Here is a 20,044-nt window from a genome sequence, read left to right on the forward strand (position 1 = left end):
GACTCCTTGCGAAACGGGGGCGGCGGGGCGCCTGCGCGCCCCGGCCGGGTTCAATACATCGAATGCGTGTTCTCTTCGAGCACCTCGCGGGTGACCTTGCCGCGCATCACGCGATACACCCAGCTCGTGTAGAGCAGGATGAGCGGCAGGAACACGATCACCGCGAACAGCATCACCTGCAGCGTCATGTGGCTCGACGTCGAATCCCACACGGTCAGGCTGCTCCTCGGGTCGAGCGACGACGGCATGATGAACGGGAACATCGAGAAGCCGGCGGTCAGGATCACGCCGACGATCATCAGCCCCGTGCAGAGGAAGGCCGTCTTTTCCTGCTTCGAGCCGGCGAGCAGCATCGCGAGCAGGCCGCCCGCGATCCCGACGACGGGCGCCGCGATCATCCACGGGAATTCGCCGTAGTTCGCGAGCCACAGGCCCGAGCCCGCGGCGACGTCCTTGAGCAGCGGGTTCGCGACCGTATCGGTCGGCGCGGCGTGCGTGATGTGGAAGCCGCCGACATACGAAGCGATCAGCACGCCGGCCAGCACGAACAGCACGACGGCGAGGAACGACGCCACGCGCAGCGCGATCGATGCGCGGCGCGCGATCACGCCTTCCGTCTTCATCTTGATGAAGGCCGCGCCGTGCGCGACGAGCATCGTGAGGCTGACGAGCCCGCACAGCAGCGCGAACGGATTCAGCAACGCCCAGAAGCCGCCGTAATAGGTCACGCGCAGGTCGCTGTCGAACTTGAACGGCACGCCTTGCAGCAGGTTGCCGAACGCGACGCCGAACACGAGCGCCGGCACGAAGCCGCCGACGAACAGGCCCCAGTCCCAGCCCGCGCGCCAGCGCGGGTCAGGACGTTTGCTGCGGTAGTCGAAGCCCACCGGCCGGAAGAACAACGCGAACAGCACGAGCAGCATCGCGAAGTAGAAGCCGGAGAACGATGCCGCGTAGACGAGCGGCCAGGCCGCGAACATCGCGCCGCCGGCCGTGATCAGCCACACCTGGTTGCCTTCCCACGTCGCACCGACGGTGTTGACGATGATGCGGCGTTCCTCGTCGGTCTTGCCGAGGAACGGCAGCAGCGCGGTCGCGCCCATGTCGAAGCCGTCGGTGACGGCGAAGCCGATCAGCAGCACGCCGACGAGCAGCCACCAGATCACCTTGAGAGTTGCATAGTCCATAGCGATTCCTTGTTCCGTTTCAGGTGCGTGCTCAGGCCGGGGCGCGCTCGCTGGCGGCCACGAGTTCGTGGTGATAGCGGCCGGTATGCAGCGACGACGGGCCGAGGCGCGCGTACTTGAACATCAGCTTGATCTCGATGACGAACAGCGCCGTGTAGAACGCGATGAAACCGGCGAGGCTCAGGTACAGGTCCGTCGACGTCAGGCTGGACGCGGACAGATGCGTCGGCAGGATGCCCGCGATCGTCCACGGCTGGCGGCCGAGCTCGGCGACGACCCAGCCGAATTCCGCGGCGAGCCACGGCAGCGGGATCGCCCACACCGCATAGCGCAGGAACCAGCGGCGGTTGTCCTGCAGCAGCTGCCGGCGCGCACAGAGCCAGAACGCGGCGACGAAGGTCGCGAGGAACAGGAAGCCGAGGAACACCATGATCCGGAACGAGAAGAACACGGGCGCGACCGGCGGGATCGTCTTCTTCGCGGCGGCCTTGATCTGCTCCGGCGTCGCATCGACCACGTTCGGCGTGAACTGCTTGAGCATCAGCCCGTAGCCGAGATACTGCTTGTGCTGGTCGAACAGTGCGCGGGTCGCATCGCTCGTGTCGCCTTCCTTGATCTTCTGCAGGGCGCCGTACGCGAGCATCCCGCTCTGGATGTGCTCCTCGCTGCGCTTCGCGAGCTCGCGCAGGCCGATCACCGGCTCGTCGATCGAGCGCGTCGCGATCAGGCCGAGCGCGTACGGGATCTTGATCGCGTAGTCGGTGCGCTCTTCCTTCTGGTTCGGAATGCCGATCAGCGTGAACGAGGCCGGTGCCGGCTGGGTTTCCCATTCCGATTCGATCGCGGCGAGCTTCATCTTCTGCACTTCGCCGGTCGTATAGCCCGACTCGTCGCCGAGCACGATCACGCACAGCGTCGCCGCGAGGCCAAAGCCGGCCGCGACCGCGAACGAACGCAGCGCGAAGTCGGTGTCGCGTTTCTTCAGCAGGTACCACGACGAGATGCCGAGCACGAACATCGCGGCCGTCACGTAGCCGGCCGACACGGTGTGCACGAACTTCACCTGCGCGACCGGGTTGAACAGCACGTCGAACAGGCTCGTCAACTCCATGCGCATCGTCTGGTAGTTGAACTCGGCGCCGACCGGGTTGTTCATCCAGCCGTTCGCGACGAGGATCCACAGCGCGGACAGGTTCGAGCCCAGCGCGACGAGGAACGTGACCATCAGGTGCTTGACCTTCGACAGGCGGTTCCAGCCGAAGAAGAACAGGCCGACGAACGTCGATTCGAGGAAGAACGCCATCAGGCCTTCGACCGCGAGCGGCACGCCGAAGATGTCGCCGACGTAGTGCGAGTAGTACGACCAATTCGTGCCGAACTGGAATTCGAGCGTGATGCCGGTCGTCACGCCCATCGCGAAGTTGATCCCGAACAGCTTGCCCCAGAACTGGGTCATGTCCTTGTAGACCTGTTTGCCGGTCATCACGTAGACGGCTTCCATGATAACGAGCAGCCAGGACAGGCCGAGCGTCAGCGGCACGAACAGGAAGTGGTAGAGCGCCGTGATGCCGAACTGCAGACGCGACAGATCGACGACTTCGCTACTTATCATGGTGGTCTCCCTCGGTGGGTGCAGGCGCCGGCACCGAGAGCAGCTTCTCGGCGACGGCGGCAGGCGGAAGCGACATGTGCTCGGCCTGCGGATGATTGAAGAATGCGTATTTGAGCGACATCAGGAGGATCAGCTTGACGATCAACACCAGGCTGATGTCGCGGGCGAGGGTCGGGCCGCGTGCCCACGCGGCGATACGCGCACGCCAGCCGATCGTACCGGCCGACCGCGGGGGAGGCGGCGCAGGCTCTTTATTGATCGAGATCAAGGCGATTATCCTGAATCGATGTAGGTCGGAATTGGGGCGACTTTACGTCGGATTTATGACGGCCGTGAAGCTGTTTTAATCCTTTTGCGCCTGACATGCCAATTTTAAAAGGACTGCTTTCCGATGCCGAGTGCTGCGCTGCGGCAGACCGTCGCGAAACACGGGCCGAAACTTGAGGCAGATCAAGCTTATGCGGAAGGGGCCCGCGAACCGTCCAATACCTGATCAAACAGGTCGATTAATCGACGGAGAAACGAGCGAAGAGGCGGGCGGAAAGGCGAGTGATAAACCGGCCAAAAACCGGTGAAAAAGGCGGGCAAAAAAAACGCTGCCGGTCAGGCAGCGGTTTTCGATGAGGCGCTTTGAATCGCCAGTGATTTACGCGTATTCGGCGAGGGCAGTGCGCATCTTTTTCATTGCGCTCGCCTCGATCTGGCGGATGCGTTCCGCCGACACGCCGAACTCGGCGGCGAGATCGTGCAGCGTCGAGCCGCCCGAGCCGTCGTCGTCGACGTGCAGCCAGCGTGCCTCGATGATGCGGCGGCTGCGCGCGTCGAGCGCGTCGAGTGCCTGCGCGATGCCGTCCGTCTGCAGCGAGTCGCGCTGACGCGCGGCGAGCACGGCGGTCGGTTCGTTGTGCGAGTCGGCCAGGTAGGCGATCGGCGCGTACGACTCCTCGCCGTCTTCGACCTGCCCTTCGAGCGCGATATCGCCGCCCGACAGGCGCGTTTCCATTTCGGTCACGTCTTCGCGCTTGACGTTGAGCTCTTGTGCGAGGCCGTCGATTTCCTCGGGCGTCATCGCCTGCATGCTCTTCTTGTGGCTGCGCAGGTTGAAGAACAGCTTGCGTTGCGCTTTCGTCGTCGCGACCTTCACCATGCGCCAGTTGCGCAGGATGTACTCGTGAATCTCGGCCTTGATCCAGTGGATCGCGTACGACACGAGACGCACGTTCTGGGCCGGATCGAAGCGCTTCACGGCCTTCATCAGGCCGATGTTGCCTTCCTGGATCAGGTCGCCGTGCGGCAGGCCGTACCCGAGATAGTTGCGCGCGATCGACACGACGAGCCGCAGGTGCGACAGCACGAGGCGGCGTGCCGAGTCGAGATTGTTGCTTTCGCGGAATTCGGTCGCGTACTGGCGTTCCTCTTCTGCCGTCAGCAGCGGAATGCGATTGACGGCCTGGATATACGCGTCGATGTTGCCAAGCTGGCCCGGCAACATCGATTGAGCTGCGAGCGCCAGCGAGCCTGCCGATTCGGCCTTGGCCGGCGTCGGGCTCAGGGTGTTCGGGAGGGTCAGGGCGTTGCTCACTAAAAACTCCTTTGGAATCAGGGACAAACCCCCGGTCTCGAATGAGATTCCGTGGGGCATCTTAGCACTCCCGCAAGCTGAGTGCTAATTCCTTAGAGCGCGCGTGGGCATCGGAGTTCCCGTTTTTCTATCGAGTTAGTCGAGTCGATAGTCTATTCTGCGACAGGGGAGGTGGGGCGAAGTTCCGTAAGCCGTTGTTTCAGATGGAAATCAGTAGACGATTTCAATTTTTGTTGTTTTGGAAGGAAGCCATTTCGCTTCGTGATGCCGATCCGAAAAGTCCTTTACCATACCATTCAGTTCGCTCGAACCGGCCGCAGCGGCAGGTTCCATTCAACCCACAAAGTTGGAGTGTCAGATGAACAATAAGAAGAATCGCCGGCCCCGCAGCCGGCTTGTCCTGCACGCGATGCTGGCGGCGTCCCTTCTGGGAGGATCGGGCGCGGCATTCGCGGATCGGTGGGGGATTCAGGCGGGCGGCGGTTTTTCGGATCGCCACGGGGTCGACAAGGGCGATCTCGGCGTGGTGTGGGATCCGGGCTGGAACTGGTGGGAAATGGGCGGTTGGCACTTCGCGTTCGTCGTGGAAGGGCACGCCGGCTACTGGCACACGGGCGGCAACGTTCACGGCAGCATCGGCGAATTCGGCGTGACGCCGTTGTTCCGCTTCATCAAGAGCGCCGGGGAGATTCGCCCGTTCATCGAGGCCGGCGGCGGCGTCCGGCTGCTGACGCACCCGACGATCTCGGATCATTTCTCGCTCGGGACCGCGTTCCAGTTCTCGCCGACCGCGGGGGTGGGCGTGCAGTTCGGCCAACGGCAACAGTATCAGGTCGGCTACCGTTTTGAACATGTGTCTAACGCGGGTATCAAAGAGCCGAATCCTGGTATAAATTTCCACCAGTTCTACGTGCAGTACAACTTCTGATCCGCACGCCCGCGCACGGCGTGCGCGTTGCCGAGGAGTCAGGCGATGGCGAAGGTGATCGATGCGATCCGCGCGCTCGAGCGCGATCGGTTCCGGGCGATGGTGGACGGCGACGGCGAGGCGCTCGGCGCGCTTTTGTCGGACAAGGTGTTCTTCGTGCACACCAACGGCAAACGCGAAACCAAGCAGCAATTCATCGACGCCATCGTCGCCGGCCGCCGCCGCTATCGCCAGATCGAAATCCAGTCGCAGGACGTGCTGCCCGTCGGCGATGAAACCTGCGTCGTCACCGGGCGTGCGTTGATCGAGATGGAAACGAACAACGGCGGCCTGGTCTTCCCGATTGCGTATACCTCCGTCCACACCCACGAACAGGGCCGCTGGAGCCTGTTCGCGTGGCAGGCGACGCGGTGCGCGACCGAGACATGAGCGCGCGTGGCGCCCGTTTTCATGTCCCTCGAAGCGGCCTTCTGGGCCGCTTTTTGCTGCCTCGTGCGGCGCGGATCGCGCGGCGCACGAGCGGTCACGCACCGCTCGCTGACGTTTGAACCCTGAAACGGAACCGGCCGTCAGGCCGCCGCGCGGCGATCCGCGCAGTGCCAGGCCGAGCGGTTGATCGCGCTGACGAGCGCATCGAGCGCGGCGCCCGCCGCATCGGCGTGCAGGCCGACGCCGTGCCGCAGCGGTGCATCGCCGACCCGGCAGCCCACCGATACCGCGATCCGCCCGTCCGTCGTGCGCGCGTGTTCGCACGAAGCAATGTCGATTGCGACGCCGGCGGCGGCCGCGAATGCCGCGGCCAAACGTCGCACGGCATCGTCAGGCGCGATATCCGCCGCGGGCGCCGTCGCGATCTCGCGGTTCCGCCAGCGTGCGCCGTTGCCGTGGCGCGCGGCCGGGCCGTCGGTCTCGAAGAATTCGCGCGCGAACAGCGCGCAGATCGCGTCGCCCGTCACTTCCTCGCCCGACGAGTCGGCAAGCGTCTGCACTGCGTGGCTGAATTCGATCTGCACGCGCCGCGTCGGCGTGAAGCCCATCCCGCGTTCGAGCAGGAACGTCGCGCCGCCCTTGCCTGACTGGCTGTTGACGCGGATCACCGCGTCGTAGCTGCGGCCGAGGTCGGCCGGGTCGATCGGCAGGTACGGCACTTCCCACGGCGCGTCGGGGCGCTGCTGCGCGAAGCCCTTGCGGATCGCGTCCTGGTGCGAGCCTGAGAACGCGGTGAACACGAGGTCGCCCGCGTACGGGTGGCGCGGATGCACCGGAATCTGGTTGCAGCGTTCGACGACGCGGCGCACCGCGTCGATGTCGGAGAAATCGAGGCCCGGGTCGATGCCCTGCGTGTAGAGGTTCAGCGCGAGCGTGACGAGATCGACGTTGCCGGTACGCTCGCCGTTGCCGAACAGGCAACCCTCGATGCGGTCGGCGCCCGCGAGCAGCGCAAGTTCGGCCGCCGCGACCGCCGTGCCGCGGTCGTTGTGCGGATGCACGGACAGCACGATGCTGTCGCGATACGCGAGGTTGCGGTCCATCCATTCGATCTGGTCGGCGAACACGTTCGGGCTCGCGGCTTCGACGGTGGCCGGCAGGTTGACGATCATCTTGTGGTCGCGGGTCGGGCGCCAGGTTTGCGCGACCGCGTCGCAGATCTCGCGTGCGAACGTCAGCTCGGTCATGCTGAAGGTTTCCGGCGAGTACTGGAAGGTCCACTGCGTGTCGGGGCGCGCGGCGGCGTGCTCCTTGATGATGCGCGTGCCGTCGATCGCGAGCGCCTTCACGTCGGCCTTCGACATCCCGAACACGATGCGGCGGAACGACGGGCAGACCGCGTTGTACAGGTGCACGATCGCGCGCGGCACGCCCTCGAGCGCGTCGAACGTGCGTGCGATCAGGTCCTCGCGCGCCTGCACGAGCACTTCGATCGTCACGTCGTCGGGAATCCGCTTGTCGTCGATCAGCTTGCGGACGAAATCGAAGTCGGTTTGCGACGCCGACGGAAAGCCGACTTCGATCTCCTTGAACCCGATCGCGACCAGCATCTCGAAGAATTCGAGCTTCTGCTCGATGCTCATCGGCTCGATCAGCGACTGGTTGCCGTCGCGCAGGTCGGTGCTCATCCAGACGGGCGCGCGCTCGATGGTGCGCGACGGCCATTTGCGGCCATTGAGGCGGACGGGCTCGAACGGACGGTACTTGTCTTGCGGATTGCGCTGCATCTTCTGGACCTCGGGTCTCAAGTCGCGAGCGAAGACGGGCGGCATGGGCGACGGTTGGCGCTGCCTCGCTCCGCGGCACGTGAGCGCGCTGCGGATGCGGATGATCTTCGCGAATCGGCCGACGGATAGACGGACGAATGCTGACGACTTCGGGTTGTAAAAACTGCGAGAGGGGTACTGCGAGGAACTGCTGGGAGGGACCGTGCGGACAGCACACGGCGCTACGACAGCCTTAGGCTAGTCGTAGCGATAGCGGCCGCGCTAGGCGGCCGGAGGTAATTCGGAGGGTGTTCGGAAAGGAACGCATGACGGCAACTCTATGCCAGGATGCGCCCGCGTGTCAAATGCCCGGCGCGCGGGGCCGGTTCGCGGGCGTGCCGTCAGCGCGCGATGCGGGTGATCTGCACGATCGTCGCGACCTGGCGGGCGACGGTGTCGGGCACCGGCACCTCGCCGCGCAATACGGCGTCCGTCCACGCGGCCGTCGTGGCCGCATCGCGCGATTCGGGCAGGGCGACGGGGGGCGCATCGGTCGACGAGCGCTCGGCCTCGATCAGCGTGTCGCACACGCCGTCGTGCAGCCAGTCGACCTGTACCTGGCGCCGCGTGTCGGCAACGGCTTCGCCCTCGGTGCCGCGCGCCAGCAGCGCGCCGCCGAGTGCGGCGTCCGGATGGTCGCGGAACAGCTGCGCGAGGCTGTCGCGGTACGGCGGATGCGTGTAGTTGACGAGCCGCAGGCCGGCCGGTGCGAACGGCTGCAGAATCTTCACGAGCGTGTGCGTCGAATTGCGCACGCCGAGCACGCGACGCATCGACAGCAGGCGGGCGATGCGCGGCGCCAGCACCTCGATCGACGCGAACGCGACGCGGCGCTCGGCAAGTGTGTCCTCGATCGCATCGTGCGACGCCGACGGCGCGAGCGACAGCGCCGAGAAGATCTCGGCGCTCGTCACGCGGCCCGGATCCTGCTCGACACCATGCACGAGCACCGGCACGCCTTCGCGTGCGAGCAGCAGTGCGAGCAGCGGCACGAGGTTCGGCTGCTTGCGCGCGCCGTTGTAGCTCGGGATCGCGACGGGGCGGAACGCCGCGTCCTGTACGTGCACGGGCTCGAACGACGCCTGCGCGGCGGCGAGCATCGCGGCCAGCTCGTCGGCGGATTCGCCCTTCAGCCGATAGGCGATCAGGATCGCGCCCAGTTCGACATCCGACACGCGCGCGTCGAGCATCGCGCGATAGAGCTCGAACGTGTCCTCGGCGGACAGCGCGCGTGCGCCGTTCGGGCCGCGGCCGATTTCCTTGATGAAGCGGGCGCACGGGAACGGGACGGCGGCGGGATCGTGGGAAGCGGTCATCGGGGCGTGGGGCGGGCGGCCGGCATCGGGCCGCGCTGTGAGCGGTGAGGAATGCCCGAGTATCGCATGGGCACGGCCGGCGCAAGCAAGGGGGCGCATCGCGGCGCGCTACACTCTGGTTCCCGGCGGTGCGCGTGCCGGCTGCGCCGCGCCCGTGCCGTTGCCGGCCGAATACGACTACGAGAGACATCCCATGAAGCTTTACAGCTATTTCCGCAGTTCCGCGTCGTACCGCGTGCGGATCGCCCTGAACCTGAAGCAGCTGCCGTTCGACTACGTTCCCGTGCACATGCTGCGTGACGGCGGCGAGCAACTGAAGGACGCGTACCGCGCACTGAATCCGGACGCGGTCGTGCCGACGCTGACCGACGGCGACGCGACGCTGCAGCAGTCGCTCGCGATCATCGAATATCTCGAGGAAACCCATCCGGAACCGGCGCTGCTGCCGAAGCAGCCGGTCGATCGCGCCTATGTGCGTGCGGTCGCGCTGCAGATCGCGTGCGAAATCCATCCGCTCAACAACCTGCGCGTGCTGAAGTACCTGAAGCACACGCTGAAGGTGTCCGAAGAGGCGAAGAACGCGTGGTACCGGCACTGGATCGAGGCGGGCTTCGAATCGCTCGAGACCCGTCTCGCGAGCGATCCGCGCACCGGCAAGCTGTGTTTCGGCGACACGCCGACACTCGCCGACGTGTGCCTCGTGCCGCAGGTGTTCAACGCGAACCGCTTCTCGATCGATACGACGCGTTATCCGACGATCCAGCGGATCGTCGACCATGCGTCGACGCTCGATGCGTTCAAGGCCGCCGAGCCCGGCGCGCAGCCCGACGCCGAATGAGCGCGGTGCGCCCGGCATGCATGACCGGGCGCGCATGAAAAAGGGCGCCCGAAGGCGCCCCGTGCGATGCGTGCCGGCGGTGTTCAGCCGAGCAGCGCGTCCGCGAATTCGACCGCGCTGAACGGCTGCAGATCCTCGACCTTCTCGCCGACGCCGATGAAGTAGACCGGCACCGGGCGCTGCCGCGCGATCGCGGCGAGAATCCCGCCCTTCGCGGTGCCGTCGAGCTTCGTGACGATGAGGCCGGTGAGGCCGAGCGCGTCGTCGAATGCCTTGACCTGCGTGAGCGCGTTCTGGCCGGTGTTCGCGTCGATCACCAGCAGCACTTCGTGCGGCGCGCCGTCGTGCGCCTTCGAGATCACGCGCTTCACCTTCTTCAGCTCTTCCATCAGGTGGAGCTGCGTTGGCAGGCGGCCGGCCGTGTCGGCCATCATCACGTCGATCTTGCGCGCGCGCGCGGCGCTGACCGCGTCGAAGATCACCGCGGCCGGATCGCCGCTTTCCTGCTGCACGACCGTCACGTTGTTGCGCTCGCCCCAGACCGCCAGCTGTTCGCGCGCGGCCGCGCGGAACGTGTCGCCTGCGGCCAGCAGCACCGACTGGTCGAAGCTCTGCAGATGCTTTGCGAGCTTGCCGATGCTGGTCGTCTTGCCTGCACCGTTCACGCCGGTGATCATCATCACGAGCGGCTGCGCGCGGCCGAGCATCAGCGACTTCTCGAGCGGCGTCAGCAATTCGACGAGCAGGTCGTGCAGCGCAGCCTTCACCTGCTGCGGGTCGGTCAGGCGGCCCGCGCGCACCTTTTCGCGTAGCGCGCCGAGCAGGTACTCGGTCGCGTCGACGCCCGCGTCGGACATCAGCAGCGCGGTTTCGAGCTCCTCGTACAGATCCTCGTCGATCTTCGTGTTGACGAAGACGCCGGTGATGCTCGAGCCCGTCTTGGCGAGCCCCGTTTTCAGGCGGGCGAGCCACGATTTCTTCGCGGTGGCGTCCTGCAGCGGCGGCGGAACGATTTCGACCGTCTCGACGACTTCGTCGCGCCCGTCGTTGGTCGGCGTGACCGTCATCACGACGGCCGGCGCGGCCGGCTGCGCGGGCGCTTGCGGCACCTCGGCCGCGGGCGGAGCCTCGACCGCGGGCGCATCGGACGGTTCGTCCGTTTGCTGCGCGTCGGCCGATTGCGATTCCGCCGGATCGGGCTCCTGCGTTTTCTTGAATCGTTTGAAGAAGCTGAACATGGTCTGACGTCGGGAAGAGGGCGGGCCGCCGCCAGAAGCGGGGCACCGGACGGGCCGTCCTGCGTTCGCGCGGGCGCGGCGCACGGCGGCCGAAACCGTGCATTTTATCAGTGCGGCGTGGCGCTCGCGTCAGTGCGCGCCGCCGCTGTGGTAACGTGCGCCTGTTTGGCGGTGCGCCCCTGCGCGCGCCCGGTCCCTCCGTCGTCGATATTCCGTATGTCCCGTTCCTCTTCCGGCCGCCCGGCGGCCCCTTCCAGCCGCGGCAAGCCGCACACGATCCGCATCATCGGCGGCGACTGGAAACGCACGCCGCTCGCGGTGCTCGATCTCGATGGCCTGCGGCCGACGCCCGATCGCGTGCGCGAGACGCTGTTCAACTGGCTCGGCCAGGATCTCGAAGGCCGCCGCTGCCTCGACCTGTTCGCGGGCACGGGCGCACTCGGTTTCGAGGCCGCGTCGCGCGGCGCGGCGAGCGTCGTGATGGTCGAGCGCCATCCACGCGCCGCGCAGCAGCTGCGTACGATCAAGGACAAGCTCGGCGCGCGTGCGGTCGAGGTCGCGGAGGCGGACGCGTTGCGGCTCGCGGCCGGGCTCACGCCGGGCGCGTTCGACGTCGTATTTCTCGATCCGCCGTTCGGCGAACCGGCGGTGCTCGATCGCGCGGTCGCGCTGGCGGCGCCGCTCGTCGCGGCGGGCGGCGCGCTGTACGTCGAAACGGGCGCGGAACTCGACCCGGCCGCGCATGATGCGCTCGCGGGCTGGGAGGTGGTGAAGCACGGCAAGGCCGGTGCGGTTCACTATCATTTGCTGCGGCGCGAAAATGATGAATAATGCGCGTTCCATACGAGGCGGCGCGCTGCAAAGGCGACGCATGCCCATCTCGGCAGTCGCGTGCGCATGGCACCGCTGCCATCCCGTTTGCGTGATGACAGGAGGAGCGACATGGTAGTCGCCGTGTATCCCGGTACGTTCGATCCGCTGACGCGCGGGCACGAAGACCTCGTGCGGCGTGCGTCGAGCATTTTTGATACGCTGGTGGTCGGTGTGGCCGACAGCCGCGCGAAAAAGCCGTTCTTCTCGCTGGAAGAACGTCTGACGATTGCGAACGAGGTGCTCGGCCATTACCCGAACGTGAAGGTGATGAGTTTCACCGGCCTCCTGAAGGACTTCGTCCGCACCAACAACGCACGCGTGATCGTGCGCGGCCTGCGTGCCGTGTCCGATTTCGAATATGAGTTCCAGATGGCGGGGATGAACCGCTATCTGTTGCCCGACGTCGAGACGATGTTCATGACGCCGTCCGACCAGTACCAGTTCATCTCGGGCACGATCGTGCGCGAAATCGCGCAGTTGGGCGGTGATGTCAGCAAGTTCGTGTTCCCGTCCGTCGAGAAGTGGCTGACCGAGAAAGTGACGGCGATGGGAGGCCCTGCCGCGTGACGCGGTGCCGGCCGGTTTCGTCGCGAAGCCGGCCGCCGGCCTGAAGAAGTGAGATCAGTATGGCTTTGATGATTACCGACGAGTGCATCAATTGCGACGTGTGCGAGCCCGAGTGCCCGAACGGCGCGATTTCGATGGGCCCGGACATCTACGTGATCGACCCGAACAAGTGCACCGAGTGCGTCGGCCATTTCGACGAACCGCAGTGCCAGCAGGTGTGTCCGGTCGAATGCATTCCGCGCGATCCGCAGCATGACGAATCGCACGCGCAATTGATGGAGAAGTATCACGCGTTGATCGCCGTGAAAGGCGACGACGCGTCGTGACCCCGTGGTGACGCGCGTGCCTGGGTTGTTCGGCACGCACGTCACGCATCCGGATCGGCGCCGCCTGGCGCCGGTTCCTTCATGTCAGGCCAGCAGCTCGCGCAACGCCGCGACGAGCGTACCGCATTCGGCATCGGTGCCGACGGTGATGCGCAGGTGCTGGTCGATTCGCGGCAGTCCGAAGTGCCGCACGAAAATTTCCCGTTCCTTCAGTTTTGCCGCGATGGCGCCCGCGTCGTGCGCGGGATGGCGCGCGAACACGAAATTCGCGGCCGACGGCACGACGTCGAAGCCGAGCGTGCCGAGCGCGTGCGTGAGCCGCGTCCGGCTGTCGATCACGCGCCGGCAGGTTGCGCTGAAATAATCGGTGTCTTCGTATGCCGCCTGCGCGGCGACTTGCGCGAGCCGGTCGAGCGGGTACGAGTTGAAGCTGTCCTTCACGCGGTTCAGCGCGTCGATCAGCGCGGCGTCGCCGAATGCGAAACCGACGCGCATGCCCGCGAGCGAGCGCGCCTTCGACGTCGTGTGCACGACGAGCAGGTTCGGGTAGCGGTCGATCAGCGCAATCGCGGACTGCGCGCCGAAGTCGACATAGGCTTCGTCGATCACGACGACCGACGACGGATTCGCGGCCGCGATCCGCTCGACATCCGCGAGCGGCAGCGCGCGCCCGGTCGGCGCGTTCGGGTTCGGAAACAGCACGCCGCCGGCATCGTCGAGATAGTCGTCGACACGGATCGAGAGGTCATCCGCGAGCGGGACGACCGTCGTCTCGACGCCGTACAGGCGTGCATAGGTCGGATAGAAGCTGTACGTGATATCGGGGAAGCGCAGCGGCCGGTCGTGCTTGAGCAACGCCTGGAATGCGTGCGCGAGCACCTCGTCGGAGCCGTTGCCGACGAACACCTGCTCGGGCTGGATGCGGTGATGGGCCGCGACCGTCTCGCGCAGTGCGCGTGCAACCGGGTCCGGATAGCGGCGCAGCGTGTCGCCGGTCGCGCCGAGTTCGCGCGCGATCGCCGCGACGACGCGTGGCGACGGCGGATAGGGATTTTCGTTGGTGTTCAGCTTGACCGGGTGTGCGAGCGCGGGCTGCTCGCCCGGCACGTAAGGCACGAGTTGCTGAACGACGTCGCTCCAGTAACGGCTCACCGCTTGGCTCCTGTCGGGCAAAGCGACCAGATTACCGCAAGTGTGCGCAGGATGGGGCGGACCGGGCCGCCCGGCGACGCCGGACGGCGCGACGGTCGTGGTGGAGCGTGCGGTCAGTTGCGATGCAGCTGCATCGTCGCGCGGTCGAGTTCGCCCTTGACGACCATCGGCATCACGGCGAGCGCGCGTTCGATCGACGCGTCGATCACGTCCTGTTCCTCGCGGCGCGGCGGCTTCAGCACGAAGTTCGCGACATCGGGCTTCGCGCCGGCGCGGGCGCTTTCCGGAATCAGGTCGCGCGGATGGCCGATGCCGATCCGCAGCCGCCAGTACTGTTGCGACGACAGGTGTGCGGTGATGTCCTTCAGGCCGTTGTGGCCGCCGCTGCCGCCGCCGAGCTTCAGCTTCACGGTGCCGGGCGGCAGGTCGAGCTCGTCGTGTGCGACGAGGATCTGGTCGGGCAGGATCTTGAAGAACTGGGCGAGCGCGACGACCGACTGGCCGGAGCGGTTCATGTAGGTTTGCGGCTCGAGCAGGTGGACTTCTTCACCGTGCAGGCGCGCTTTCGCGTAGAAGCCATGGAAGCGGCGTTCGTCGCGCAGCGTCGCGCCTGCTTCGCGGGCGAGCTGGTCGATCAGCCAGAAGCCGGCGTTGTGGCGCGTCGCGGTGTATTCCGCCCCGGGATTGCCGAGGCCGACGATCAATTTGATCATGACGTTTCGAAGGCGGCAGCCGCCGCCTGGGCGCAGAAAAAGAAAAACCCGCCGGGCAAGCCGCGGCGGGTTGCGTCGACCGTTTCGTGAAACGGATCGATGGGGCGCGTAGGCAGCCGCGTAGGCAGCCGCTTAGGCAGCCGGCGTTTCGCCTTCGGCTGCGTCCGACACGGCACCAGCCGGGACCGTCGCCGATGCGACAACCGGGTTTTCCGCGTCGACGTGCGCGACCAGCGCGACGCCCTTCGGCAGTGCGATGTCCTTCGCGTGCAGCGATTGACCGGCTTCGATCTTCGACAGGTCGACTTCGAGGAACTCCGGCAGGTCAGCCGGCAGGCACTCGATTTCGATTTCCGTCGCGACGTGCGAAACGATCGCGCTCGACAGCTTCACGGCCGGGCTGATTTCAGCGTTCAGGAAGTGCAGCGGGGCCTTCGTGTGCAGCTTCTTCTTCGCGTCAACGCGCTGGAAGTCCACGTGCAGCACCAGTTGCTTGAACGGGTGGTATTGCACGTCGCGCAGCAGAACCTGTTGCGACTGGCCAGCCACTTCGAGGTCGAGGATCGACGAGTGGAAAGCTTCCTTCTTCAGGGCGTGCCACAGGGCGTTGTGATCGAGTTCGATCTTTTGCGGGGCAGCTTCGCCACCGTAAACGATACCCGTGGTCTTACCGGCGTTGCGCAGGCGGCGGCTCGCACCCGTACCTTGCTGTTGGCGCTCGAAAGCGACGACTTTCATATGATTCTCCAATGGCTGCCCGCGACCAGGCAGTAAAACGGGGCCGTCAAATGTCGGCCCCCGATGAAGCGGACGGGGTTTCGTCTATCCCGTCCGATTGTGCAAAAAGCGAAGCGTTGCCGCTTCGCTTTCTGCGCATGCTTTGTTCAGTCGATTCGCGATCAGGATTCCGCGAACAGCGACATCACCGAATCGCCGCGGCGGATCCGCGAGAACGTTTCGGCCAGCAGGCTCGCGCTCGTCAGTGCACGGATCTTCGAGCAGCCGAGCGATTCGGCGGACAGCGGGATCGTGTCGGTGACCACCAGCTCGTCGAGTGCCGACGCGGCGATGCGGTCACCGGCGCCACCCGACAGCACCGGGTGCGTCGCGTAGGCGAAAACCTGTTTCGCGCCGCGCTCCTTCAGCACTTGCGCGGCCTTGCAGAGCGTGCCTGCCGTATCGACCATGTCGTCCATGATCACGCAGGTGCGGCCTTCGACTTCACCGATGATGTTCATCACCTCGGAGACGTTCGCCTTCGGGCGACGCTTGTCGATGATCGCGAGATCGCAGTTGAGCTGCTTCGCGAGTGCCCGGGCACGCACCACGCCGCCGACGTCCGGCGACACGACGAGCAGATCCGGGTAGTTCTGCTTGCGCAGGTCACCCAGCAGGATCGGCGTTGCGTAGATGTTGTCGACCGGGATGTCGAAGAAGCCTTGAATCTGGTCGGCGTGCAGATCCATCGTGATGATCCGCTCGACGCCGGCGATTTCCAGCATGTTCGCGACGACCTTCGCCGAGATCGCAACGCGCGCCGAACGCGGGCGGCGATCCTGACGGGCGTAGCCGAAGTAGGGGATGGCTGCAGTGATCCGGCCGGCGGATGCGCGCTTGAGCGCATCGACCATGATCATCAGTTCCATCAGGTTGTCGTTCGTCGGTGCGCACGTGGATTGCAGGACGAAGACGTCCTTGCCGCGCACGTTTTCCTGGATCTCGACCTGGATCTCGCCGTCGGAGAAACGGCTGACCATTGCTTTGCCGAGGGGGATACCAAGGATATTGACGACTTCCTGGGCGAGCGCGGGATTCGCGTTGCCAGTAAAGACCATCAGGCCATCATGGCTGTGGCTGCTCATCGTGCACCTGCTTCAGGCTTGGGCGGGAAATGCGGGAAAATTTTTGGCAGGGGAGGAAGGACTCGAACCCTCGCATGCCGGAATCAAAATCCGGTGCCTTGACCAACTTGGCGACTCCCCTACACTTAACTGACTGCTTCACCGAACTCGTGTAGGCCGTTCGGCAAAGTAAAACTTCATGACGCGAAAGCGAAGAGCGGATGCTCGTTCAGGCTCTCGGCAACTTCACCCTTCCAACTGGCGGGCAGCTTGGCTTTCGCCGCTTCTGCCTCGTGCTTGCTGTGAAACGCTGCAAACACGCTTGCTCCGGAGCCGGTCATCCTCGCGGGGGTCAAATCATACAACCTTTTAACCACCTGCGCAACTTCCGCGTACTTCCTTGTTACAACTTCCTGCATGTCGTTCCGGCCGAAGCTATCTGGCCATCCCGCATCGCTGGTTTGCTGTGCAAGAAAGTCAGCAATTGTGACGGGCTTCGTATCTCTTGTCAACAACTCATCTGAAAATATTTCAGCGGTCGGGACATGAACGCTTGGCGTCACAACCAAGAACCAGCGAGTCGGTAATTGTACCTCAGCTAATTCTTCTCCGATACCCTCTGCGAACGCATTTTTTCCAAAAATAAAAAACGGAACGTCTGCGCCGAGTTTGACCGCGAGTGACTGAAGCTCGGCGCGCGGCAGGTCGAGTCGCCACAGGCGGTTCAGTGCGAGCAGCGTCGTTGCGGCGTCGGAGCTGCCGCCGCCAAGGCCGGCCCCCATCGGCAGGCACTTGTCGATCTCGATGTCGACGCCGTGCGCGGTGCCCGTATGTGCTTTCAGCAGGTTGGCCGCGCGCACGACGAGGTCGCTTTCCTCGGGCACGCCGGGCACGTCGGTGACGCGCGCGACGCGATCGTCGTCGCGCAGCGTGAAATGCAGCGTGTCGCCCCAGTTCAGCAACTGGAACACGCTCTGCAGATCGTGATAGCCGTTCGGGCGGCGGCCGGTGATGTGCAGGAACAGGTTGAGTTTCGCGGGCGCAAGGCAATTGCGCAGCGAGCGGGTCGAATCGGTCATGCGTATGTCTGGGCTGGGCCGGTGCTCACTGGTCGAGCACGAGCTTGATGTCGAGCGGCGGGGTCGCGCGCACGAGGTTGACGCGTTTGACGCCCGTGGCCGGGGCATCCGCGTAGGCGAGGTAGTCGATCGTCCAGCCGTCCTGGCGGATCTGCTTGACGCGCGTGCCGTCGGCCGGGTCGCGCACCGTCTCCGCAGGGGTCGCGGGCGCGGCCGTGGGCAGCAGCCAGTAGCGCAGGCCCGCGAGCGGCAGTTCGAAGCCGAGCGTTTTCTGCATCAGGTCGCCGACGTCCGGCGCATATTGCGTCGGACGGTTCGGCAATTCGAGCGATGCCGCCTGCGGCGTCGATTTCACGACCGCGAGCGTCTGGCCGAGCGGGCTGCGCAGCTCGAGCGACACGTCGTCGCCGTGCTCCTGCCAGTCGAAGTTGCCATACACGTTCTGCTGCTTGCCGAGACGGTCGTCGTACTGCACCGCGAAGCGGCCATGGTAAGCGTGCGTTGCGGCGGTCTGCAGCGGCGCGCCCGTCGGCGCGCTGGCCGACGGCGGCGTGCTCGCGCAGCCGGCGAGCGCGAGCGCCGCGCCGGCTGCGGCCAGCGTGCGCTGCGCGCGGGAGGACAGGGAAAACGTCGGGAACATCTGCATCAGAGGCCGTTGATCTGGAGGCGCTTCAGCGTCTGCACGAGCGTTTCGTTGTCCGGCTCGAGCTTCTGCGCGTCACGCCACGCGGAACGCGCGTCGTCCTGCGCGCCGCTCTTCCACAGCACTTCGCCGAGATGCGCGCCGATTTCGGCGTTCGGCTGCAGTTCGTACGCGCGCCGCAGCACCTTCGCCGCGCCGGCCGTATCGCCCATCCGGTACTTCACCCAGCCGAGACTGTCCATGATGTAGGCATCGTTCGGCGCGAGCGCCATTGCCTTGTCGATCAGCTTGCTGGCTTCGGGCAGCCGCTGGTTGCGGTCGGCGAGCGAATAGCCGAGCGCGTTGTACGCCTGCGGATTGTCGGGCTGCGTGCGGATCAGCTCGCGCAACTGCTTTTCCATCGTCGTGTAGTGGCCGGTTTTTTCGGCCGCCATCGCGTAGTCGTAGCGCAGGTCGGGATCGTCCGGGAAGTCCTGGACCGCCTGCCCGAGCCGGGCCTCGGCTTCCGGATAGCGCTTCGCGGTGAACAGGATCGACGCATCGGTGCGAGCGACCACGGCGGCATCGCGCGGATCCGTGATCGGCAGGTTGTCGAGCACCTTGCGCGCCTCGTCGGTCTTGCCCTGTTTCTGCAGCAGTTGCGCGCGCGTGATCTGCGCCGGGAGATAGTGCTGGCTCGTCTGGTCGACCTTGTCGAGCCATTGCGACGCCTGCGCATCGTTGTTCTGGTCGATCGCGATCTGCGCGAGGTAGATGTAGCCCTGGCCGACGTCGAGGTTCGGCTGCTTGTCGCCGAGCTGCACGTACTGCTTCAGGTAGGCGGTGGCTTCGTCGAGCTTCTTCTGCTGGATCTTGATCAGCGCGAGCGCCATCAGCGGCGTCGGATCCTTCGAGTCGAGCTTGCGCATCGTCTCGAACTGCTTCTGCGCGTCGTCGAGGCGATCGTCGGCGAGATAGAGCTGCGACAGCGCGAGCCGCGCATCGCGCGACTTCGGATTCTGCTGAACATACTTCTCGAACGACGCGATGCCCGCCGCGCGTTCCGCAGGCCCCATCTGCGACAGCATCAGGGCCGCCGGCAGGTAGTCGGGGCGGATCTGCAGCGCTTGCTTCAGCGACTGCGCGGCGCCGTCCTTGTCGTCGACCGCAAGCTGCTGGCGCGCGATCGCGAGCTGAGCCTCGGGCCGGTTCAGGTCGTTCTTCAGCATGTCCTTCAGCACCGCGAGGCCGCCGACGCGGTCGGGGCCGCGCACGAGCAGCGCCTGCAGCGCGAGGATCGCCGGGCCGCGCGTCTCGCCGGTCGCCCGGGCCAGCTCGCGCGCGAGCATCGGCTGCGCGTCGGCCGGCTTGCCGGCGAGCACCAGCAGCGCGGCGTCGACTTGCGACGCCCGGTTCGATTCCGGTGCGTACTGGCGCCACAGGTTCGCGGCGGACAGCGCATCGGCCGGGCTCTGCGCACCGAGCGCGATCTCGGTCGCGCGCTGGGCCATGCGCGGATCGCGCGTGTCGCGGGCAAGCGCGAGGTAGGTCTGGTAGGCCGGCGCGGGCTGGTTGCGCTGGAGCGCGACCTCGGCGGCGAGCACCTGGTAGACGATCTGGCTCGTCAGCGGAACGCCGGGGAGATTCTTCTGCTCGTCCGGCATCACGTGCTCGAACGCGCCCTGCGGTTCCGCGTCGTCCGATGCCGGATCCTGCGCGTGAGCCGGGAAGGCGGTGAGGGTCCAGGCGGCGAACAGCGCGGCGCCGAGCGCACGGCGGACCGGGAAGGCACGCGCGCCGCGCACGGCGGCGGGGCGCTTCAGAAGCAGCTTCGAGGGCAGGGTCATGGAAATCCGTTCGATGTTTCAACCGATTGTAACGCGCTCGCTACAATACACGCACGATCGTGAATCCA

General features: G+C 65.7%; 20 protein-coding genes and 1 tRNA gene. 6 read left to right on the plus strand and 15 right to left on the minus strand.

The annotated features are described in order from the left end of the window. Positions 1 to 50: 50 nt before the first annotated feature. The 4 genes from cydB to rpoH all read right to left on the minus strand — a co-directional run bounded on the left by cydB (position 51) and on the right by rpoH (position 4,381). The gene (gene cydB, locus FOZ70_RS31130) at positions 51 to 1,187 is read right to left on the minus strand and encodes a cytochrome d ubiquinol oxidase subunit II (protein WP_059498605.1); all 1,137 of its coding nucleotides are present in this window, start codon (positions 1,185 to 1,187) and stop codon (positions 51 to 53) included. A 31-nt stretch (positions 1,188 to 1,218) separates the two neighbouring features. Next, positions 1,219 to 2,799 carry a cytochrome ubiquinol oxidase subunit I gene (locus FOZ70_RS31135; protein WP_021163035.1) on the minus strand — a complete coding sequence of 527 codons (1,581 nt, stop codon included), beginning with the start codon at positions 2,797 to 2,799 and terminating at the stop codon, positions 1,219 to 1,221. Continuing rightward, positions 2,789 to 3,073 (minus strand): cytochrome oxidase putative small subunit CydP, encoded by a 285-nt coding sequence (gene cydP, locus FOZ70_RS31140; protein WP_175849481.1) that lies wholly within the window; start codon positions 3,071 to 3,073, stop codon positions 2,789 to 2,791. Before cydP ends, FOZ70_RS31135 begins: the two co-directional genes overlap by 11 nt. Before the next feature lie 372 nt (positions 3,074 to 3,445). Continuing rightward, entirely contained in the window at positions 3,446 to 4,381 is a 936-nt protein-coding gene (gene rpoH / locus FOZ70_RS31145) for an RNA polymerase sigma factor RpoH (RefSeq protein WP_021163037.1), read from the minus strand. Positions 4,382 to 4,739: 358 nt separating this feature from the next. On the opposite strand from rpoH, the gene FOZ70_RS31150 reads away from it, so the two are divergent. Further along, the gene (locus tag FOZ70_RS31150; RefSeq protein WP_021163039.1) at positions 4,740 to 5,309 is read left to right on the plus strand and encodes an acyloxyacyl hydrolase; all 570 of its coding nucleotides are present in this window, start codon (positions 4,740 to 4,742) and stop codon (positions 5,307 to 5,309) included. Between the two features lie 45 nt (positions 5,310 to 5,354). Continuing rightward, positions 5,355 to 5,738: a nuclear transport factor 2 family protein gene (locus FOZ70_RS31155; protein WP_027789089.1), complete on the plus strand. Its 384-nt coding sequence runs from the start codon at positions 5,355 to 5,357 to the stop codon at positions 5,736 to 5,738. Positions 5,739 to 5,878: 140 nt separating this feature from the next. On the opposite strand, the gene leuA is transcribed toward FOZ70_RS31155, so the two are convergent. Next, positions 5,879 to 7,525, minus strand: coding sequence for a 2-isopropylmalate synthase (gene leuA, locus FOZ70_RS31160; protein ID WP_124590258.1), 1,647 nt, complete (start codon positions 7,523 to 7,525; stop codon positions 5,879 to 5,881). A gap of 380 nt (positions 7,526 to 7,905) precedes the next feature. After that, the gene (gene ybiB / locus FOZ70_RS31165) at positions 7,906 to 8,880 is read right to left on the minus strand and encodes a DNA-binding protein YbiB (RefSeq protein ID WP_021163043.1); all 975 of its coding nucleotides are present in this window, start codon (positions 8,878 to 8,880) and stop codon (positions 7,906 to 7,908) included. Between the two features lie 193 nt (positions 8,881 to 9,073). Here ybiB and maiA point away from each other — a divergent pair, with 193 nt between their 5' ends. Then, on the plus strand, positions 9,074 to 9,718 hold the full coding sequence (gene maiA / locus FOZ70_RS31170; protein WP_059498604.1) for a maleylacetoacetate isomerase: 645 nt from the start codon (positions 9,074 to 9,076) through the stop codon (positions 9,716 to 9,718). 83 nt (positions 9,719 to 9,801) lie between these two features. On the opposite strand, the gene ftsY is transcribed toward maiA, so the two are convergent. Further along, positions 9,802 to 10,956, minus strand: a complete 1,155-nt coding sequence (ftsY, locus tag FOZ70_RS31175) for a signal recognition particle-docking protein FtsY (RefSeq protein ID WP_021163045.1) — start codon at positions 10,954 to 10,956, stop codon at positions 9,802 to 9,804. 216 nt (positions 10,957 to 11,172) lie between these two features. Here ftsY and rsmD point away from each other — a divergent pair, with 216 nt between their 5' ends. The 3 genes from rsmD to FOZ70_RS31190 all read left to right on the plus strand — a co-directional run bounded on the left by rsmD (position 11,173) and on the right by FOZ70_RS31190 (position 12,722). Beyond that, complete coding sequence (gene rsmD, locus FOZ70_RS31180) at positions 11,173 to 11,787, plus strand: 16S rRNA (guanine(966)-N(2))-methyltransferase RsmD (protein WP_048025675.1); 615 nt, start codon at positions 11,173 to 11,175, stop codon at positions 11,785 to 11,787. Between the two features lie 111 nt (positions 11,788 to 11,898). After that, on the plus strand, positions 11,899 to 12,396 hold the full coding sequence (gene coaD / locus FOZ70_RS31185; RefSeq protein ID WP_021163047.1) for a pantetheine-phosphate adenylyltransferase: 498 nt from the start codon (positions 11,899 to 11,901) through the stop codon (positions 12,394 to 12,396). A 59-nt stretch (positions 12,397 to 12,455) separates the two neighbouring features. Further along, positions 12,456 to 12,722, plus strand: a complete 267-nt coding sequence (locus tag FOZ70_RS31190; protein WP_006477774.1) for a YfhL family 4Fe-4S dicluster ferredoxin — start codon at positions 12,456 to 12,458, stop codon at positions 12,720 to 12,722. Between the two features lie 84 nt (positions 12,723 to 12,806). Here the strand turns inward: FOZ70_RS31190 and hisC are convergent, their stop codons facing one another. The 8 genes from hisC to FOZ70_RS31230 all read right to left on the minus strand — a co-directional run bounded on the left by hisC (position 12,807) and on the right by FOZ70_RS31230 (position 19,976). Beyond that, positions 12,807 to 13,874, minus strand: coding sequence for a histidinol-phosphate transaminase (hisC, locus tag FOZ70_RS31195; protein ID WP_219707492.1), 1,068 nt, complete (start codon positions 13,872 to 13,874; stop codon positions 12,807 to 12,809). 113 nt (positions 13,875 to 13,987) lie between these two features. Next, positions 13,988 to 14,587 (minus strand): aminoacyl-tRNA hydrolase, encoded by a 600-nt coding sequence (pth, locus tag FOZ70_RS31200; protein WP_021163050.1) that lies wholly within the window; start codon positions 14,585 to 14,587, stop codon positions 13,988 to 13,990. 132 nt (positions 14,588 to 14,719) lie between these two features. Continuing rightward, a complete protein-coding gene (locus FOZ70_RS31205; RefSeq protein ID WP_021163051.1) occupies positions 14,720 to 15,325 on the minus strand; it encodes a 50S ribosomal protein L25/general stress protein Ctc in 606 nt (201 codons plus the stop codon). A gap of 161 nt (positions 15,326 to 15,486) precedes the next feature. Next, positions 15,487 to 16,449 carry a ribose-phosphate pyrophosphokinase gene (locus tag FOZ70_RS31210; protein WP_027789096.1) on the minus strand — a complete coding sequence of 321 codons (963 nt, stop codon included), beginning with the start codon at positions 16,447 to 16,449 and terminating at the stop codon, positions 15,487 to 15,489. Between the two features lie 44 nt (positions 16,450 to 16,493). Next, positions 16,494 to 16,570, minus strand: a tRNA-Gln gene (locus FOZ70_RS31215). Positions 16,571 to 16,625: 55 nt separating this feature from the next. Next, positions 16,626 to 17,507, minus strand: a complete 882-nt coding sequence (gene ispE, locus FOZ70_RS31220) for a 4-(cytidine 5'-diphospho)-2-C-methyl-D-erythritol kinase (RefSeq protein WP_219707493.1) — start codon at positions 17,505 to 17,507, stop codon at positions 16,626 to 16,628. A 25-nt stretch (positions 17,508 to 17,532) separates the two neighbouring features. Then, complete coding sequence (lolB, locus tag FOZ70_RS31225) at positions 17,533 to 18,153, minus strand: lipoprotein insertase outer membrane protein LolB (RefSeq protein ID WP_021163054.1); 621 nt, start codon at positions 18,151 to 18,153, stop codon at positions 17,533 to 17,535. After that, entirely contained in the window at positions 18,153 to 19,976 is a 1,824-nt protein-coding gene (locus FOZ70_RS31230) for a tetratricopeptide repeat protein (RefSeq protein WP_059587262.1), read from the minus strand. Before FOZ70_RS31230 ends, lolB begins: the two co-directional genes overlap by 1 nt. Positions 19,977 to 20,044: the final 68 nt, after the last annotated feature.

Origin of the sequence: Burkholderia sp. COPS (assembly GCF_019425585.1) — a bacterium.
GTDB classification, from domain to species: domain Bacteria; phylum Pseudomonadota; class Gammaproteobacteria; order Burkholderiales; family Burkholderiaceae; genus Burkholderia; species Burkholderia cepacia.

Excerpts from the sequence above, each read along its gene's own strand:
- cydB (WP_059498605.1), bottom strand. The coding sequence starts at position 1,187 with ATGGACTATGCAACTCTCAAGGTGATCTGGTGGCTGCTCGTCGGCGTG.
- FOZ70_RS31135 (WP_021163035.1), bottom strand. The coding sequence starts at position 2,799 with ATGATAAGTAGCGAAGTCGTCGATCTGTCGCGTCTGCAGTTCGGCATC.
- FOZ70_RS31150 (WP_021163039.1), top strand. The coding sequence starts at position 4,740 with ATGAACAATAAGAAGAATCGCCGGCCCCGCAGCCGGCTTGTCCTGCAC.
- FOZ70_RS31155 (WP_027789089.1), top strand. The coding sequence starts at position 5,355 with ATGGCGAAGGTGATCGATGCGATCCGCGCGCTCGAGCGCGATCGGTTC.
- leuA (WP_124590258.1), bottom strand. The coding sequence starts at position 7,525 with ATGCAGCGCAATCCGCAAGACAAGTACCGTCCGTTCGAGCCCGTCCGC.
- ybiB (WP_021163043.1), bottom strand. The coding sequence starts at position 8,880 with ATGACCGCTTCCCACGATCCCGCCGCCGTCCCGTTCCCGTGCGCCCGC.
- maiA (WP_059498604.1), top strand. The coding sequence starts at position 9,074 with ATGAAGCTTTACAGCTATTTCCGCAGTTCCGCGTCGTACCGCGTGCGG.
- ftsY (WP_021163045.1), bottom strand. The coding sequence starts at position 10,956 with ATGTTCAGCTTCTTCAAACGATTCAAGAAAACGCAGGAGCCCGATCCG.
- rsmD (WP_048025675.1), top strand. The coding sequence starts at position 11,173 with ATGTCCCGTTCCTCTTCCGGCCGCCCGGCGGCCCCTTCCAGCCGCGGC.
- coaD (WP_021163047.1), top strand. The coding sequence starts at position 11,899 with ATGGTAGTCGCCGTGTATCCCGGTACGTTCGATCCGCTGACGCGCGGG.
- FOZ70_RS31190 (WP_006477774.1), top strand. The coding sequence starts at position 12,456 with ATGGCTTTGATGATTACCGACGAGTGCATCAATTGCGACGTGTGCGAG.
- pth (WP_021163050.1), bottom strand. The coding sequence starts at position 14,587 with ATGATCAAATTGATCGTCGGCCTCGGCAATCCCGGGGCGGAATACACC.
- FOZ70_RS31205 (WP_021163051.1), bottom strand. The coding sequence starts at position 15,325 with ATGAAAGTCGTCGCTTTCGAGCGCCAACAGCAAGGTACGGGTGCGAGC.
- FOZ70_RS31210 (WP_027789096.1), bottom strand. The coding sequence starts at position 16,449 with ATGAGCAGCCACAGCCATGATGGCCTGATGGTCTTTACTGGCAACGCG.
- ispE (WP_219707493.1), bottom strand. The coding sequence starts at position 17,507 with ATGACCGATTCGACCCGCTCGCTGCGCAATTGCCTTGCGCCCGCGAAA.
- lolB (WP_021163054.1), bottom strand. The coding sequence starts at position 18,153 with ATGCAGATGTTCCCGACGTTTTCCCTGTCCTCCCGCGCGCAGCGCACG.
- FOZ70_RS31230 (WP_059587262.1), bottom strand. The coding sequence starts at position 19,976 with ATGACCCTGCCCTCGAAGCTGCTTCTGAAGCGCCCCGCCGCCGTGCGC.